10 protein-coding genes are annotated in these 15,108 nt (G+C 60.8%); 2 read left to right on the forward strand and 8 right to left on the reverse strand.

Going from position 1 to position 15,108, the window contains the following annotated elements; genetic code table 11:
• Nucleotides 1–92: 92 nt before the first annotated feature.
• Nucleotides 93–2,936, forward strand: a complete 2,844-nt coding sequence (gene ppc, locus D5261_RS25220; RefSeq protein WP_119319377.1) for a phosphoenolpyruvate carboxylase — start codon at nucleotides 93–95, stop codon at nucleotides 2,934–2,936.
• A gap of 25 nt (nucleotides 2,937–2,961) precedes the next feature.
• Here the strand turns inward: ppc and D5261_RS25225 are convergent, their stop codons facing one another.
• The 8 genes from D5261_RS25225 to D5261_RS25260 form a co-directional block, all read right to left on the reverse strand.
• Nucleotides 2,962–3,318, reverse strand: coding sequence for a hypothetical protein (locus tag D5261_RS25225; RefSeq protein ID WP_119319376.1), 357 nt, complete (start codon nucleotides 3,316–3,318; stop codon nucleotides 2,962–2,964).
• Between the two features lie 126 nt (nucleotides 3,319–3,444).
• The gene (locus tag D5261_RS25230; RefSeq protein ID WP_119319375.1) at nucleotides 3,445–4,923 is read right to left on the reverse strand and encodes a proteasome accessory factor PafA2 family protein; all 1,479 of its coding nucleotides are present in this window, start codon (nucleotides 4,921–4,923) and stop codon (nucleotides 3,445–3,447) included.
• Nucleotides 4,924–5,002: 79 nt separating this feature from the next.
• Complete coding sequence (locus D5261_RS25235) at nucleotides 5,003–5,806, reverse strand: Ntn hydrolase family protein (protein ID WP_165863898.1); 804 nt, start codon at nucleotides 5,804–5,806, stop codon at nucleotides 5,003–5,005.
• Nucleotides 5,807–5,836: 30 nt separating this feature from the next.
• Nucleotides 5,837–6,619 carry a proteasome subunit alpha gene (locus D5261_RS25240; RefSeq protein WP_119319373.1) on the reverse strand — a complete coding sequence of 261 codons (783 nt, stop codon included), beginning with the start codon at nucleotides 6,617–6,619 and terminating at the stop codon, nucleotides 5,837–5,839.
• 250 nt (nucleotides 6,620–6,869) lie between these two features.
• Nucleotides 6,870–7,058 carry a ubiquitin-like protein UBact gene (locus D5261_RS25245; protein WP_119319372.1) on the reverse strand — a complete coding sequence of 63 codons (189 nt, stop codon included), beginning with the start codon at nucleotides 7,056–7,058 and terminating at the stop codon, nucleotides 6,870–6,872.
• 69 nt (nucleotides 7,059–7,127) lie between these two features.
• Nucleotides 7,128–8,633 (reverse strand): proteasome accessory factor PafA2 family protein, encoded by a 1,506-nt coding sequence (locus D5261_RS25250; protein ID WP_119319371.1) that lies wholly within the window; start codon nucleotides 8,631–8,633, stop codon nucleotides 7,128–7,130.
• 229 nt (nucleotides 8,634–8,862) lie between these two features.
• Nucleotides 8,863–10,569 (reverse strand): AAA family ATPase, encoded by a 1,707-nt coding sequence (locus D5261_RS25255; protein WP_119319370.1) that lies wholly within the window; start codon nucleotides 10,567–10,569, stop codon nucleotides 8,863–8,865.
• The gene (locus D5261_RS25260) at nucleotides 10,544–11,461 is read right to left on the reverse strand and encodes a sigma-70 family RNA polymerase sigma factor (RefSeq protein WP_119319369.1); all 918 of its coding nucleotides are present in this window, start codon (nucleotides 11,459–11,461) and stop codon (nucleotides 10,544–10,546) included. The genes D5261_RS25255 and D5261_RS25260 overlap by 26 nt, the downstream gene beginning before the upstream one ends.
• A 358-nt stretch (nucleotides 11,462–11,819) precedes the next feature.
• Between D5261_RS25260 and D5261_RS25265 the strand changes: the two genes are divergently transcribed.
• Nucleotides 11,820–15,038 (forward strand): glycoside hydrolase family 2 TIM barrel-domain containing protein, encoded by a 3,219-nt coding sequence (locus D5261_RS25265; protein WP_119319368.1) that lies wholly within the window; start codon nucleotides 11,820–11,822, stop codon nucleotides 15,036–15,038.
• The last annotated feature ends 70 nt before the right edge of the window (nucleotides 15,039–15,108 follow it).

Genomic DNA, 15,108 nt, shown 5'->3' on the forward strand with positions numbered 1-15,108 from the left:
AGGCTCCCTAAAATTTCCCGTAGGATACCCGCACACACTTCCGTTCGTCAACGAAATATCGCGTAAGTCCGCCAAGTGGGTACAATATCGCCATGTCAAGCTTGAGAACCGATTCGCGCCCCGTCGATTCCGAAGGCGGCGGCGAGCTAGCGCGCGATGTGCGCATACTGGGAAACGCTCTAGGGAATGTTTTGCGAGAGCAGGGAGGCGACGCTCTTTACGAACGCGTGGAAAGAATCCGGGCGCTGACCAAGGAAGCGCGGCGGACGCAGGGCCGGGATCCCGCCGAACAAGAGCTGGACGCCCTGTTCGCCGGCATGGACTTCGCGGCGGCGTTGCCCGTGCTCAAGGCGTTCACGACCTTCTTCCAGCTGATCAATCTCGCCGAACTCAAAGAGATCGCGCGCGTCAACCGCCGGCGCGCGGCGGAGGCGAGCGACGCCCCGCGCCGAGAATCGATCCGTGACGCGATCCGCGCGCTCAAAGAGTCCGGCGCCGGCCCGGAGCAGATGCACGACCTCATTCGCGCCCTCTCCATCCAGCTCGTGTTCACGGCGCATCCCACCGAATCCAAACGCCGCAGCGTCCAGCAAAAGCTGCATCGCTTGTCGAACGTGCTCACCCGTCAGGAAGACCCACTGCTTTCGCACAGCGAGGCGCTGGCGCTGGACGCGGAGATCGCCTCCGAAGTCGAGATTCTCTGGCAGACGGATGAAGTCCGCCAGCGCCGCCTGTCCGTATTGGATGAGGCGAGGAACGTCCTTTTCTACTTCAGCCAAACGCTGATCGCCGTCACCCCGCGTATCTACGACGATCTGCGCTCCGCGCTCGCCGAATACTACCCCGGCGAAACGTTCGAGATTCCCACCGTCCTGGAGTTCGGCTCCTGGATCGGCGGAGACCGCGACGGCAACCCGACCATCACGCTGGACCATACGACGGAAGTCCTGCGGCTGCACGCGGACTTAGTCCTTTCGTATTACATTCCTGCAATACGCAGCCTGAGCGACAAGCTCTCCCAGTCCCGTCACTATGTCGGGATCTCCCGCGAACTGGAGCAGTCGCTCGCGGATGACGCCGCGCGGCAGCCGGATGTCGTCGCGGAAGCCGCCAATCGAAGTCAGACCGAGCCGTATCGCCGCAAGATGGAGTTTATCTGGGAGCGCCTGCGCGACACCCAGCGCCGGCTCAACGGCCTGGAAGCGACCCTGCCCTACGCCAGCGCCGCCGAGTTCATCCATGATCTTGAGATTGTGGACCGATCGCTGCGCGAGAACAACGGCGTCTTCGCCGCAAACCGGGCTCTGGCGCCGTTCCTGAACCAGGCGCGCGTCTTCGGCTTCCACCTGGCCCGGCTCGATATCCGGGATCACAAAGAAAAGTATATCGGCGCGCTCGCCGCCGTATTCGCTCCGCTGGGCGTCGATTGGAACGCGCTGGACGAAGACGCGAAGATCGCGCTTCTGGAGCGTGAGATCGCCAACCCGCGCCCGCTGATCCCGGCCGAGCTGGATTACGACGAGTCCGTGAGCGAGACGATCAACTTGCTGCGTCTCGCCAAAACAAAGACCGAACAGATCGGGCCGGAAGCCATCGGGTCGCTGATTATGTCGATGGCGTCCACCGTCTCCGATGTCCTCGCTATGCTGCTGCTCGCGAAGGAAGCGCGTCTGCTCAAGATCCACAGCGATCAATTCGACTCGAGCGTGGATGTGGTTCCGCTGTTCGAGACGATCGCCGATCTCGAGAATGCGCCCGGCGTTCTGGACACCCTGCTCTCCAATCCCGTGTATCGCAAGAACATCGATGCGCGCGGCAACCAGCAGGAGGTCATGGTCGGCTACTCGGACAGCAACAAAGACGGCGGCTATGTGACGGCGAACTGGAAGCTCTACGTCGCGCAGACAAAGCTTGCGGAAGTCTCGCGCAAGCACGGCGTCGCGCTCCGTATCTTCCACGGACGCGGCGGCGCCGTGGGACGCGGCGGCGGTCCGGCGAACAAGGCCATTCTCGCGCAGCCGCCCGGCAGCATTCAAGGGCGTCTCAAGATCACCGAGCAAGGCGAAGTGATCGCGGCGCGGTACTTCGACGAACGGATCGCGTATCGAAACCTGGAGCAGGTCGTTCACGCCGTGCTGACCGCCAGCGCCGAGGCCGCGCAGCCCGGCCATGCGGAGCCGAAGGCCGAGTGGATCGCCGCCATGGATGAAATCTCCGATGACGCTTTTCACGCATATCGCTCGCTGGTCTATGAAGATCCGGAGTTCGTCCGCTTCTTCCATGAGGCAACGCCGATCGGCGAATTGGCCCAGCTCAATATCGGGTCACGACCGCCCAAACGCACGGCGTCGGACAAGATCGAGGATCTGCGCGCCATTCCGTGGGTCTTCTCCTGGATGCAGAGCCGCTACACGCTGCCCGGCTGGTACGGGATCGGCGCGGCCCTCGGCCGCTACGCCGCGCGCTCGCCGGAGCACTTAGCCTGCCTGCAAGAGATGTATCGCAACTGGGCGTTCTTTACCACGACGCTGGACAACGCGCAGATGTCGCTGGCTAAGGCCGACATGGACATCGCGGCCAAGTACGCCACACTGGTTTCCGATGAGAATCTGCGCGCGCGTGTGTTTGGAGCGATCCACAAGGAATACTGCGATTCCGTGGAGATCGTCTGTAAGATCATCGGGGGCGACGCGCTGCTGGACAACAGCCCGGTGCTGCAAAAATCCATCCGGCTGCGCAACCCGTACGTGGATCCGCTGAGCTATCTGCAAGTGGAGCTGTTAAGCCGGCTGCGCACGCTGCCGACGGACGACGGCGAGGGGCGTGAGGGAGAAGACGCGGAGCGAGACGCCATCCGCGCGCGGCGCCGCGACCTGCGCGCGGCGGTGCTGCTATCGATCAACGGCGTGGCCGCCGGTCTCAAGAACACGGGCTAGTCGAAAAAAAGCGAGGGGGTGGAGGTCAATCGTCGATCTCCACCAATCCCTCTTCCGTTCCGACTTTGTGGATATATACCGGCACGTAGCCGAATGTCCGATAGAAGCGAAGAGCTAGTTCGCCCTCATCCGCATCCGAGTCAACAATGTTTCCCTGATAGACGGCGACATACCGTCCATAGTGCTCATCGATTGTCGTCTGAGGCAGTTGGTTGAACGCCACCACTTCCTTCCAGAAGGGCGCGTCTTCGATGTCTTCACGCAGCCATGGCATGGACGACAGGCTGACTTGAGTCGTGTCCGAAGATGAAGGATGAGAATTGCCGTTATGATGCTCCGGGTCCGGCTGGGCGGAGAATATTTGATCTGAAGCGCCGGTCATTGCGAAACCTCCTGCCCAAAGTATAGCAAAAGGGCAAGGAGGAGTCAAGCAATTTTCCATCGTGCGGCCGGACGAAAGCGCTATGGGCGCGGAAAGCGCGCGAAGTCGTCAAGAAGCCCGGCGTTATTACGCCAGTCCCGACGAGAAGATCTTCGCTTCTTCCGTATAAGTGTTGAACGGTTCCTTCATCTCCAGATGCAGGCGCTTCGAGAGATAGATCAGGTCCCAGTCGATGACGTAGTCGCGATAGTTGGTGGCGAGGAGCTTGTCGATGACCATTCCCCTGCCCTTCGCGCGCGTCGTCTGCGGCGGCGTGGTCATGGCTTCGAAGATCCGCCGGTCGGTCGTGACGCGCTCCACCAGTCCCGCTTGCTCCAGGCCATAGTAAAGCCCGTCGTCCGGGCTGACGTTATGGTACTCTAAGTCCAGAGAATGCAGAACGTCGTCGCCCCACTTCACTTCGCCGTCCGCCTCCATGAACTCTTCCAGCATCTTGCGCTTGGCGACCCAGTCCAATTTGTCGGACAGCAGATACGGGTCTTTCTCCAGCGTATCCAGCACGTACTCCCATTCGCCGAGCACATAATCCGTCTGCTCGTCGCGGCCCGTGTAGCGTTTTTTGGCGGCGTTCAGATAGAGACGCTGCAAATCGACGGCCTTGATCGTGGCGCCGTCCTTGCGGGTCACGATCCACTTCCAGGTCGGATCGCGCGAAACGCTCTTGAGCGCATCCAGAGCGTCCCTCAACTCCACATCGTGCAGCACCACGCCGTCTTCGATCAGGTCCAAAGCGATGCTGGTCGTCCCAACCTTCATCAGGGTCGCATACTCGCTCATATTGCACTCGCCAAACAGAATGTGCAGGCGATGCATGTTGAGATAGTTGTAGTACGAATCCCACTTCGGATTGATGATCGCCCGGTTAAAGCGAACACGCGAGGAGATCGTCTTGACGATGTGGTCCGCGCGCTGCGACAACTGGAAATCGACCGTCGGATCGACTTCGACGCCGTAGAAGTTGCCGACCCACTGGTAGTCCACCTCGTAATCCGAGATGGTCATGATATTGTTCTTGAGGCTCTTGTAGTTGAGCCGGTGCCCGCCGACGCGGCCGACGCCCGCGAAGATCTGCCGCGTCACGAGAAACGGCATCAAGCTCGCGAGGGCCTCAAGAAAATTCTGATCGTCGATCTGGACGAGGTAATTCTCATGGCAGCCGAATGTGTGGCCGCCAAAGTGGTCCACGGAGTTGGAATGGAAAGAGACCTGGTCCTGAAGATTGAGCTCGCGCAGCAGGCGGTTGAGGATCACGCGACCGGCTTTGTCGTAGGCCACAACGTCCTTGAACTCCGTGCACTCGGGCGTGGCGTACTCCATGTGCGACCCGACGGCGTCGATATAGAGACGCCCGCCGCTGCGCAGAAATCCGCCGCACCGCGCAGGCTCGAAGGCGTAGTCGCGCGCGTGCAGATCGATCAGGCCCAGCTTGTCCTTGTAGAACGCATGGTCCTTGACCTGCTCGACGATCATTTCGGGCGTGCCGGCGGCGTCGTCACGGACCATACAGCCGAACTCGGTCTCGATCCCAATAATTCTCTTATCCATCCCCACCGCCCTTTATTTCTCATGATTTCAGAAAGCCGGCGAACGAATTCGCCGGCTTCTTTTCAGCGCAGACTCACACCTAGCCCACTAACGCGGGCTGGTATGCGGATAAGACTTCGGACAATTCACCTTCGTTCAGCAGCCGGAATTTGCTTTCGCGCGTGGTGTTGCGCTCCAGCACCCCCGCTTCCACAACCCAGCCCTTCGCCAATCGCTCCTTGATGAACGCGGAGACATCACTCTTGCCTTCGCCCTCGGTGGAGTAATCGGCGTCCGCGCGGTCCTCCGCGTCCAGATGCTTGGCGCCGACGCCCCAGGCGTAGACAGCCGCCGTGAGCGCCTGAGGCAGCGTGGGAACGCCGCTGCTGACTTCCGTGGTCAGATGCTCGCGCATCCGGTCTTCGGCGTAGGCGGAGCCGGCGACGACCGCGTGGCCGAGGCTGCTGGAGAACTCGCCGTCATAGGACAAGGTCACGATCTGATCGCGCTCGGCCTTCTTGCCAAGCTCGACAAAGATGCCCCGGAAGACGATCGGCTGCGCGAAGGGATCGCTGTAGACCTTCTTGATCGCCGGCGAGATTCGGAAACTGACCATCCGCTGAATGCTGACATCGTCCGGCGAGCGCGAAAAGCCTTCGGAGTGCGCGACGTCGATCGCCGCACTGCGGATCTGCTCGATATCGCTGTGATTGCCGATCGCGCTGAACATCAGGCGATCGTAGATCTCATAGACTTTGCGCTGCGTCTGCCGCACGGAAACGAGCAGCACGCCCGCATCGTAAGTCAGAGCAACCACCGGACTGCCGTCCTTCAGACGGTCTTCAATATATTCGTTTCGCTGCTGGATACTCTCGTTCCAGTCATAAGGGCTATAGGAAGGCAAATCGTTTACTCCCACGCATTTCGACGGCGCTTACGCGCGGCCGAGGGCGCTCTTAATCTCATCGTCCGTAAAGTCGTGAATACCGTCGGCGGTAATGTATTTGGCCGCCGGCAGGAACTTGGCCGAGCCGCCGGTCGCCGTGTCGAGATCGGCGGCGATCTCCAGCAGCGTGATCGTTTCCTTGAGCGCCGTGAGACGGTCCATATTGCGGAACGGTCCCTTGGTGCGCAGGATGTACTCAAACGCGCCCCGGATCGGCGCCGAACCGCTACCCGCCGCGCCGTACTCGGCCGTCTCGAACTGGCCGCCCATGGCGTCGTAGAAGTAGATGCGTCCCTGGTTCTCCTCGGTGTCGAACGTCGAAAGAACTGGGATAAACGCGCCGATCCCTTGCAGGGCCGCCGGCATGTTGTTCGCGATCACGCGCTGGAGCTCCATCAGCTTGCCTTCTTGAGACATCGGCTGAAGCTGCGATCGCTCGAAGTATTTGAAAGTGTGGCGCAGATAACGCACAACTTCGACACTCTTGGCGAACGATCCCGAAATCGAGATCAGCGTATGGTCGTCGAGCGCCAGGACTTTCTCGGCCTGGTCATACATGATCGTATAACCCGCGGTCGCGCGGCGGTCGGCGACATTGATCAGGCCGTCTTTGTACTTGACGGCGATGACGGTCGTCCCGTGCGTCTCGATATCTTTGTAGCCCGGCACGTTCGGAACGGGCGTCGGCATCGGCAATCGGTCGGCGGCGACGATGCCCTGGGTGATTAATTCCGACAGCGATCCTCTCGCTTCGGTGGTTGGGAATGGCATTTGAATCTATATCCTTGAGACTATCGCAATACTAGGAGAATACGTCACGAAGAGCATCGTCGAAAAATGCCCGGCGAATAAATTCGCGGCTAAAAGTACGACCGTCCACCTACGTGGACTTCGGAGCCTACGGCACTTTAAAATGCCTTCGGCATAAAGGTCTGAACCCGCGAAGGCGGGTGACCGTACTTATAGGCGCGAATTCATTCGCCGGCAATTCTTTGTAAGCTTCTTCGCGCAAATTGTGAATCTACTCCCCGCTGCGCTGCCGGTACTTCCGCGCTTGATCGGGGTCGACGCGCTTCATGCGCTTGAGCAGGTCGCTGCGGTCGGGGCGTTCGACGTCGGGCTTGGTCGGTCCCTTTTCGTCGCCTTCCTTGCGGAGCGGGTCGACGGGGCCGGCGGGGCGTGTGGCGCGATCGTCATCCATTGTCGGCATAGCGTTCTCCTTCTGTATCGATCCCACGCGGCGACGGCGCTTGCCGAAACCGCGCGGACAAAATGCAAGTTATTTCTGGCCCTGCTCGCGATATCGCCGCAGCAAAGCGTTTAAGTCCGGAGCGGCGATGATGCGGGCGAGCTCCGGGGCGACGTCTTCGGGCGTCACATATGGGTCCAGGTCCGCGACCCACGATTCCTGGCCGCTGCGTAGAACGACCTTATTCCAGCTGGCGACGCCGATGTTTTCCGAGAAGCGCTCGACGAGCGCTCCGCGGATCGCGGCGCGGGTCTCGGCGGGCGCATTGGTCCGCGCAGCGTCGATCGCAGCGTCATCCGTCAGGCGAACCATCGCGCCGGACTGCTCCAGCGCATAGTAGAGGCCCTCTTCGGGATCGATATTGCTGTAGGCAAGATCGAATGACGCCAGGGATTCATCGCTCCACGGGATGCCTTCGGATTCGACATAGTCCGCCAGTAGCGCGCGCTTGGCGACCCAGTCGAGACGGTCGTCCAAACTCAGCGGATTGCTTTCCAGGGAATTCAATGTCTCTTCCCAGGCGCGCAGCGTCCAGTCGGTGTCCGCCCCCCGCCCCGCCAAACGTTCTTTGGCGGCGGCGAGGAAGACGCGCTGCACATCCACCGCCGGCGTTTTCCCCTGGCCTTCCACATCCACCAGCCACCGATAGGTGGGATCGCGCGACACATTCTTGATCGCCTGCACGGGATTTCGAAGACGGATCGGCGCACGCCAGCCTTCTTCGAGCAAACTCGTGACGAGATAAGTTGTCCCCACTTTGAGCGCCGTCGCGAACTCGGACATATTGGCGTCGCCGCAGATCACGTGCAGCCGCCGCCACTCGCGCGGATCGGCGTGGGGCTCGTCCCGCGTGTTCACGAGCGGACGCCGATACAGCGTATCCACCGAGGCTTCCTCGCTAAAGAAGTCCGCCCGCTGCGAGAGTTGATAGACGCCCGAATTCCCATTCGGCTCGATACCGATCTTGCCCGCGCCGGCGTACAGAATGCGCGTCGCGAAGAACGGCAGCAGAGCGCTCAGCAGATCGCTGAACGGCACGCCGCGCTTGACAAGGTAGTTCTCGTGCGTGCCATAAGACGAGCCGTGATGGTCCGTGTTGTTCTTATAGATATCGATCTGACCAACGCCGTCATGCTCCATCCGAGCGCGCGCCGCTTCCAGCACGATCCGCTCGCCGGCCTTGTCATGGGTCACCAGATCCAGCAGCGTCCGGCACTCCGGCGTCGAATACTCCGGGTGACCGTGATCGTTGTACAACCGAGCGCCATTCACCAGGATCCGATCCCCGCGCTCTTCCTCGACGGGCAGCGGCTTATGATCCGGCGAGTCGAACTTCGCGTCTTCCGGATCCTGGGACAGCCGATCGACATAAAACCCGCGCATATCATTGCGCGAATCCTCGCCCCGGTAATACCACGGCCCGGCCGCCGTTCCCGGATACGCCCGGACAACGGCGCGAGATTCCGCGACGAGATCACTGGCGCCCTTGCCTTCGACGGCGATCCCGTATTCTGTTTCGATGCCGAAGAGGGGCATGAGAAATTCCTTCACCTAAGCTTACGCTTAGTGTGCCCCGGTTATGAAACCCGGGTCTGGGAGCCTTCGGCTAAGCGTCCGTGCCGGACGCAAATGCCAGCTATCGATCACAAATGACCTCCGTCCGGCACGGACGGTTAGTCGCGAAGCGACTCCCAGACCCGGGTTTCATAACCGGGGATTTTCGTCAACACGGCGATATACAAGGATCTGGGAGATGCGTACGTAATTAGATCACGTTCCGCCGTGTCACCTGGCTGCCTTTTTTCGCCTTGATCGGGTTCAGACGCACGACGTTGTCGGGTTCGTAGTCCACCAGCTTGAGCCAGTCTTCGAGATTGTCCGTCTTCGGGAAGATCTCGTTTTCTTTATACTCCGTGCGTACGGCGCGCTCCATGTCTTCCCAGGAGACGCCCTCTTTGGTGCTCTTGACTTCGATCGAGCGCTTGATCGCATAATCCTTGGCTCGCTCGACGATCGAGGTGAGCAAGGCTCCGGAGACGAGGTCTTTCCAGTAAAGCGTGTCCACCGAGCCGTTGCGCAGGTAGGCTTCCAGGAACTCCGTCTCGTGGGTCTTTGACCAGATCAGCTCGGTCGTCTGCGCGACGAGGTATTCGCGGGCCTGATCGACGCCGCCTTTCTCATCGACAAGACGCCAGTCTAGAGGCAGGTCCTTGTGCAGATAGATGCCGAGGATGTCCGAGGTGCTCTGACGATCCGGGCGCACGACTTTGACCTTGCGGTCGATGCGCTCAGGGCGCAGGACAGCGGGGTCGATGTAGTCGGGGCGGTTGGACGTCAGCATCACGACGACGTTTTCCAGGGAAACCAAGCCGTCCATCTCGGCGCAGAACTGCGGCACGACCGTATTGGAGATGTTCGTGAAGCGGCCCGAGGAGCGGGTGCGCAGGATGCTTTCGGCTTCGTCGATGAAGATGAAGACGAGGTAGCCCTCTTTCGCCTTTTCCCGCGCCGTGGAAAAGATCTCGCGCACCTGTCGCTCGGATTCGCCGAGCCACATGTTCAGGATCTTCGGGCCGTTGATGTACATGAAGTACTCTTTGACGTCCCGCTTGGTGCGCTCCTTGTACTCCTGCGTGATATTGTACGCCGTCGCCTTGCCGATCAGCGTCTTGCCGCATCCGGGAGGTCCGTAGAGCAGAATGCCCTTGAGCGGACGCTTGCCGAAGCGCTCGTAGAGCTCGGGATAAAGCAGCGGAAGCTCGATGGCGTCCTTGATGACGCTGATCGCCTCCTGCTGGCCGCCGATCTTATCCCACGGGATTTCGGTGACTTGGTCGAGGAAGTAATCCTGGTTTTCCTTGCCGGCGAACGCCTCCAAAGCCACACGGCCGTTCGGCTCCATGCGCACTTCGGTCCCGGTCTTAATTTTGGCTTCCTTCAGTCCCTCGCCGCGCAGCACGACGCGGGAGTTCTGCCCCTGCTGATCGCCGCCAATGCGCAGGCGTCCGTCTTCGAGCGCCTCATTGACCTTGACGATCTGGCCGTTCTGGGCCGGGCCGAGGTCGCCGACAATCGCGTAGGCGTCGTTCACCTTGACGCGCGTACCGGTCTTGAGTTCGGCCGCATCGACATTGGGATCGATATTGGTGTAAAACTCGTTGTCGCCGAGCGCGATGTTCGCGGTGCCGTCTTCATTGCCGGAGAGGAAGACCGCGATCCGGTTCGCGGGCTGCGTGAGTTTGGTGTACGCTTCGTCGTACTTCTGGATCATCTCCTGCGCTTCGGCGAGCTGCTGCTCGTCGATCTCCAATTGGTGGCGCAGCAGGAGTAAATACTGATAGTTGGCGTCGAGCGGATCGGTGCTCTCCAGGATCTCATCCAGCACTTTGATCGCCCGGACGGAGGCGTCCGATCGCTGCGCGCTGTCGCCGCCCCTGTTCCGCCGGTTATTTCTCTCGTTGTCGCTCGGCATCCGTTCGTACCTTTCGTCTGTCTCTCGAATCTCCGTCGTCCGGCCCCCGCGTTTTTGCTTGGCCGGGCGGTTCTTGTCTCGCGCCATGTCTCGCCCCCGCCTCATCTATCTTACCCACGCGCTCCGGGTTCTTACCCTGGCTCGCGGCGCGGGCCGCGAGGCCCGTCGCCCTGGGATTTTTGACTGTCGTTTTCGGACTTTGCAGGGCCTGCGGCTCCGTGAGCAGCTCGACCATGCGGGCGGTATTGCCCTTCTCAAAAGCGTCCGCCCACTGAGCCACCACATCCCTCGCTTCAGGATCGCGGGCGGCCAGGTCCGACACATTCGCCGGATCGTCTCCGTGCGGCAGGCTCGCCAGCGTCTGCCTGGCTCTCGCCAGCGCATTCTTCACGGCGGGCACGGTGGTCCCCAGGATCTGCGCCGCCTCCTCCGCGCTCCAGCCGAGCACATCCCGCAGCACAAGCGCGGCGCGCTGCCTCGGAGGCAAGCTCTGGATCAGCGCGACAAATCCTAATCGAACATCCTCGCGCCCCTGCCCCGCCCTCTCGGCGGCGATCGACGTCTCAACCCGCCCGGCTTCCTCGGAATCGGCCAGCGATTCCCAGGACGGCCTCCGCTGCACGTGGTTGATCGACAAATTATGCGCGATCTTATAAAGCCAGGCGCGAGGCGTGGCGCGGCCTTCGAAGGTTTCCATTGCCCGGTAAGCCCGGACAAACGCTTCTTGAGCGATATCTTCCGCTTCCGCAAGCGACCCGACGTGCCGATAGCAATACGCCACCAGCTCGCGCCGGTACGGCTCCATCAGCCGGCTAAACGCCTTGCGATCGCCGCGCTGGGCGCGAACGAGTGTTTCGTGTTGTTGGTTCTGAGCCTCGGTGGTCGTCGTCACGAATCCGAACTCCTTGCTATCGCTCCTGGGATACTATTGTAACGCGTTCGCCTCCATGCAGAGTTCCCTGTCGTTGATATAGACACGGAGGCGGGATAAAAAGAACCGGCGCGCTCCAATCGTCGAAATTAATTCACGATTGCTCCCTGACCGACGTTACTATATTCCACATTCAGCCATCCTCACCCTGCATTTCGTATCTCTCGCCACAGTACTGATTTTACGCGGGTAATCCAGACAACTTACTGCTAATTACCATAGAGTATATAATTTATATATTGACAACTAAAATACTCTATGGTATATTTGTACGAATTGTGGGACACGACTGTTCGAAAGGTGCGATCAGGACAAAGGTATGAAGAAAATTATCTCGGCGGCAGTCTTGCTCTTTGCTCTGGGAGTGGGTTCGTCCACTCCTCGCATGGCGCGGGCGGAAGATATTTCGGGGTCGGGGTGGCGGCTCTGGCCGGACTCGCAGGCTCAGTGGAAAGACGATAAGCTTTATTTGCCTTCGGAGGTCAAGCTGTCGGAGCTGCCGGTGAATGCGCCGACGGGCGGATGGGCGGCGCTTGGCGGTCAGCAAGGGATCCCCGTCACGCTGCCGTCCACGGTGGAGGAGCATTATTGGGGAAAGATGGGCTTCCGGCCGTATACACGCGACGTCGCGGCGATTGGGACCGGCGACAAGGGCGTGCAGAACGGGAGTTACAACGGCGTGTCGTGGTGGTGGCGGTCGGTAGAAACACCGCGTATCAAGCCGGGCCAGCGGCTGATCGTCCATGTGCGCGGCGCGCGGCTGCGCACCGAAGTCTACTGCAACGGCAAACTTCGCGGCTATAACATCATGACGGAGCTGCCGTTCGATTCCGATGTCACCGACGCCGTCGAACCGGGCAAGCCGGCGCAGATTGCGCTTCGGATCACCAATCCCGGCGGCTTTCTCGATTGGAACGACTTCTTCCCCATGCATGGCTTCAAATGGGGCGACTATACGTTCCCAGGGTCTCATGGCTTCGGCGGTCTGGATAGCGGCGTCACGCTTTCCGTCCGCGACGACGTTTCTGTCTCCGACCTGGCGACGATCAACAATCCCGACCTTCATCGCGTCCGCCTGATCGCGGAAGTCAAGAGCGTCTCACAGGATTACAATGGGCCGGTGCATTTGCAAATCCGCCACGCGGGTTCGACCGTTTGGTCGGGCGATGTCCCTGTCAGCCTTCACGCCGGCGAGACAAAGAGCGTGGAAGCCGACGCACAGGTCGCCGGCGCAATCCCGTGGAGCCTGGATCATCCCGAGCTCTATCAGGCGACCGCCGCAATCGGCAAAGCCAACGCAGCGACCAGCGGACGGACGACGGATTTCGGATTTCGGTTCTTCACGGCGGTCGGCGTCGAGAAGATCGACGATCCCTATCTGACGCTCAACGATAAGCGTATCGTCGTGCGCTCCGCGATCTCGTGGGGCTTCTGGGGGCGCAACGGCTTGTGGCCGGACACGGAGATGGCGACACGGGAGATCACGGCGGCCAAGGCGCTGGGCCTGAACACGCTTCAGTCACACCGGAACCTCTCCAAACCGATGGTTCTGGACTTGCAGGACCGCATGGGGCTTCTGCGTTATGAAGAACCGGGCTCCGGACAATCGTCCTACGGCAACCGCTACGGCGTCACGAAGGATGTAACCATCGACGCCAAGGACGGCTTCAGCCCCGGCGTCATCGACACCAGCGGAACCGGGCCCGACGCCGAGCCGATCGAGTTCTACGAAAAGTACGAAGAAGAGAAGATTCTGGAGATGGTGAAGCGCGACCGCAGCCATCCTTCGCTGATCATGTTTACCCTGCAAAACGAAGGGGGATGGGTGGATTCGACCAATCCGCGCATCTATCGCATCATGCGTGAGATCCGCGCGCTCGATCCGAGCCGAATCGTCCTGCTAAACTCCGGCGTCATGGCGCACCGAGCGCAGGCGCTCATGCTTCCCTATTCCGATACGATCACCTACTCCAACAAGACCGACCTCTGGGGCGGGTGGCGCGACGAGCACAGCGTCGGCGGCCCCGGCAACTACACGTCGGACCTCTACACCGATCCGACTCACTACTCGCAGCGCACGCCCGAGAACGGCAAAGGCGCGATCAGCGCCTGGGGCGAAATGCTGGGCGTGGGTACGCCCGATAACTTCCAGCAGCTCATGGCTTCGTTCGACAAGAACCATTCCACGGGGTACGACTACCAGGACGACAAACGCGTGTTAGACGCCACGCACGACTTCCTGGACAAGTGGGGCTTCCGCAAGGCGTTCCCAACGGACGCCTCGTACTACAACACCGTCGGCGACAAGAGTTACTTCTTCTGGCAGAAGATCATCGAGCAGGCGCGGGCCGACAACGCCAACGACTACCTCGTGATCAGCGGATGGGAAAGCACGACGATCGACAACCACTCGGGTATCGTCGATAACCATCGCTTCTTCAAAGGCGATCCCAAAATTCTCCATCGCGCTTCTGTTCCCGAGATGCTGGTCGTACGGCCGCGCCGCCTGGCGCTCGCCAAAGGGCAGCACGATCTGATCGATGTCTTTCTGGTCAACGAAACTGGGCGCATGGGGCCGCACACGCTGAACATCACAGTCAAGCGTCCGAACGGATCAGTGCTCTCCACAGTCTCCAAAGCCGTTCGCGCGGAGGGCGGCAACACCTACGGACAGCTTTTGGACGAGGGAATTGAGTTCACCGCCGACACCGCCGGCATGCTTTCCGTGGAAGCAAGCCTGACGCCGGACACAGGCGCGAGCACGGAGAAGTCCCTGACGCAATCCGAGAAAGTCAACGTCATCGACGCCGCGCCTTCTTTTGCCTCGGCGCCGAAAGTCGCCGTGCTGGAAGAAAATCAGGATATCGCCAATGTTTTGACGAACACGCTCCACATCACGCCATCGAAGTATGATCCTAGCGACGCGACGGCGAACGTCATCGTGTTCGCCTCCAAAGGCAAAGATCCCGACTTCGACGCGCTGGCGTCGAAGAACGGCGCCCCGCAGGGAGGGCCCAGCGCTCTGGATTCCGCGCTGGACAAAGTCAAAAACAACGGCGCGCGTCTGGTGCTCTGGCCCAACGGCGAGCGCTCCGCCCGCTGGATGGCGCATCAACTGGCGGACCGCAAGGTTGTGACGCTGGATGACTGGGTTCAGCACACAGGGGCGTCCTGGTTCGGCTCCTGGTACTTTGTGCGCAAGCACTGGCTGTTCGCCGGCCTGCCCGCGGACTGCGTGATGGACTGGCGCTACGACAACTCCTGGAACCCACAGCGATCCAACGGCGATGACGACAGTACCGGCGGCGCAGTGCTCAGCGCTCCGGGCCTGGAAGTCGCCTGCGGCTACACCAACAACGAAAAGAAAACGCTGATCGGCGCCTCCGCCGTCGTCCTCCCCTACGGCAAAGGACAGGTCGTCTGGTACTGCTTCCCGCAGCTGCTGGACGCCCTCACCAAAGACCACCTCGCCACCAACACCGCCGTCGCCCAGCGCCTGCTGGCGAACGCCGTGTTCACTCCGATGGCGGCGAAGTAAATCGCGCCCTATCTCGGCAAAATACAAAACGCCGGCGGACATGGTGTCCGTCGGCGTCCTGGGCAATGCC

The organism is Capsulimonas corticalis (genome assembly GCF_003574315.2).
GTDB classification, from domain to species: domain Bacteria; phylum Armatimonadota; class Armatimonadia; order Armatimonadales; family Capsulimonadaceae; genus Capsulimonas; species Capsulimonas corticalis.

Bases quoted from the DNA above. Each gene is read 5' to 3' on its own strand.
- ppc (WP_119319377.1), top strand. From the start codon at position 93: ATGTCAAGCTTGAGAACCGATTCGCGCCCCGTCGATTCCGAAGGCGGC.
- D5261_RS25225 (WP_119319376.1), bottom strand. From the start codon at position 3,318: ATGACCGGCGCTTCAGATCAAATATTCTCCGCCCAGCCGGACCCGGAG.
- D5261_RS25230 (WP_119319375.1), bottom strand. From the start codon at position 4,923: ATGGATAAGAGAATTATTGGGATCGAGACCGAGTTCGGCTGTATGGTC.
- D5261_RS25240 (WP_119319373.1), bottom strand. From the start codon at position 6,619: ATGCCATTCCCAACCACCGAAGCGAGAGGATCGCTGTCGGAATTAATC.
- D5261_RS25245 (WP_119319372.1), bottom strand. From the start codon at position 7,058: ATGCCGACAATGGATGACGATCGCGCCACACGCCCCGCCGGCCCCGTC.
- D5261_RS25250 (WP_119319371.1), bottom strand. From the start codon at position 8,633: ATGCCCCTCTTCGGCATCGAAACAGAATACGGGATCGCCGTCGAAGGC.
- D5261_RS25255 (WP_119319370.1), bottom strand. From the start codon at position 10,569: ATGCCGAGCGACAACGAGAGAAATAACCGGCGGAACAGGGGCGGCGAC.
- D5261_RS25265 (WP_119319368.1), top strand. From the start codon at position 11,820: ATGAAGAAAATTATCTCGGCGGCAGTCTTGCTCTTTGCTCTGGGAGTG.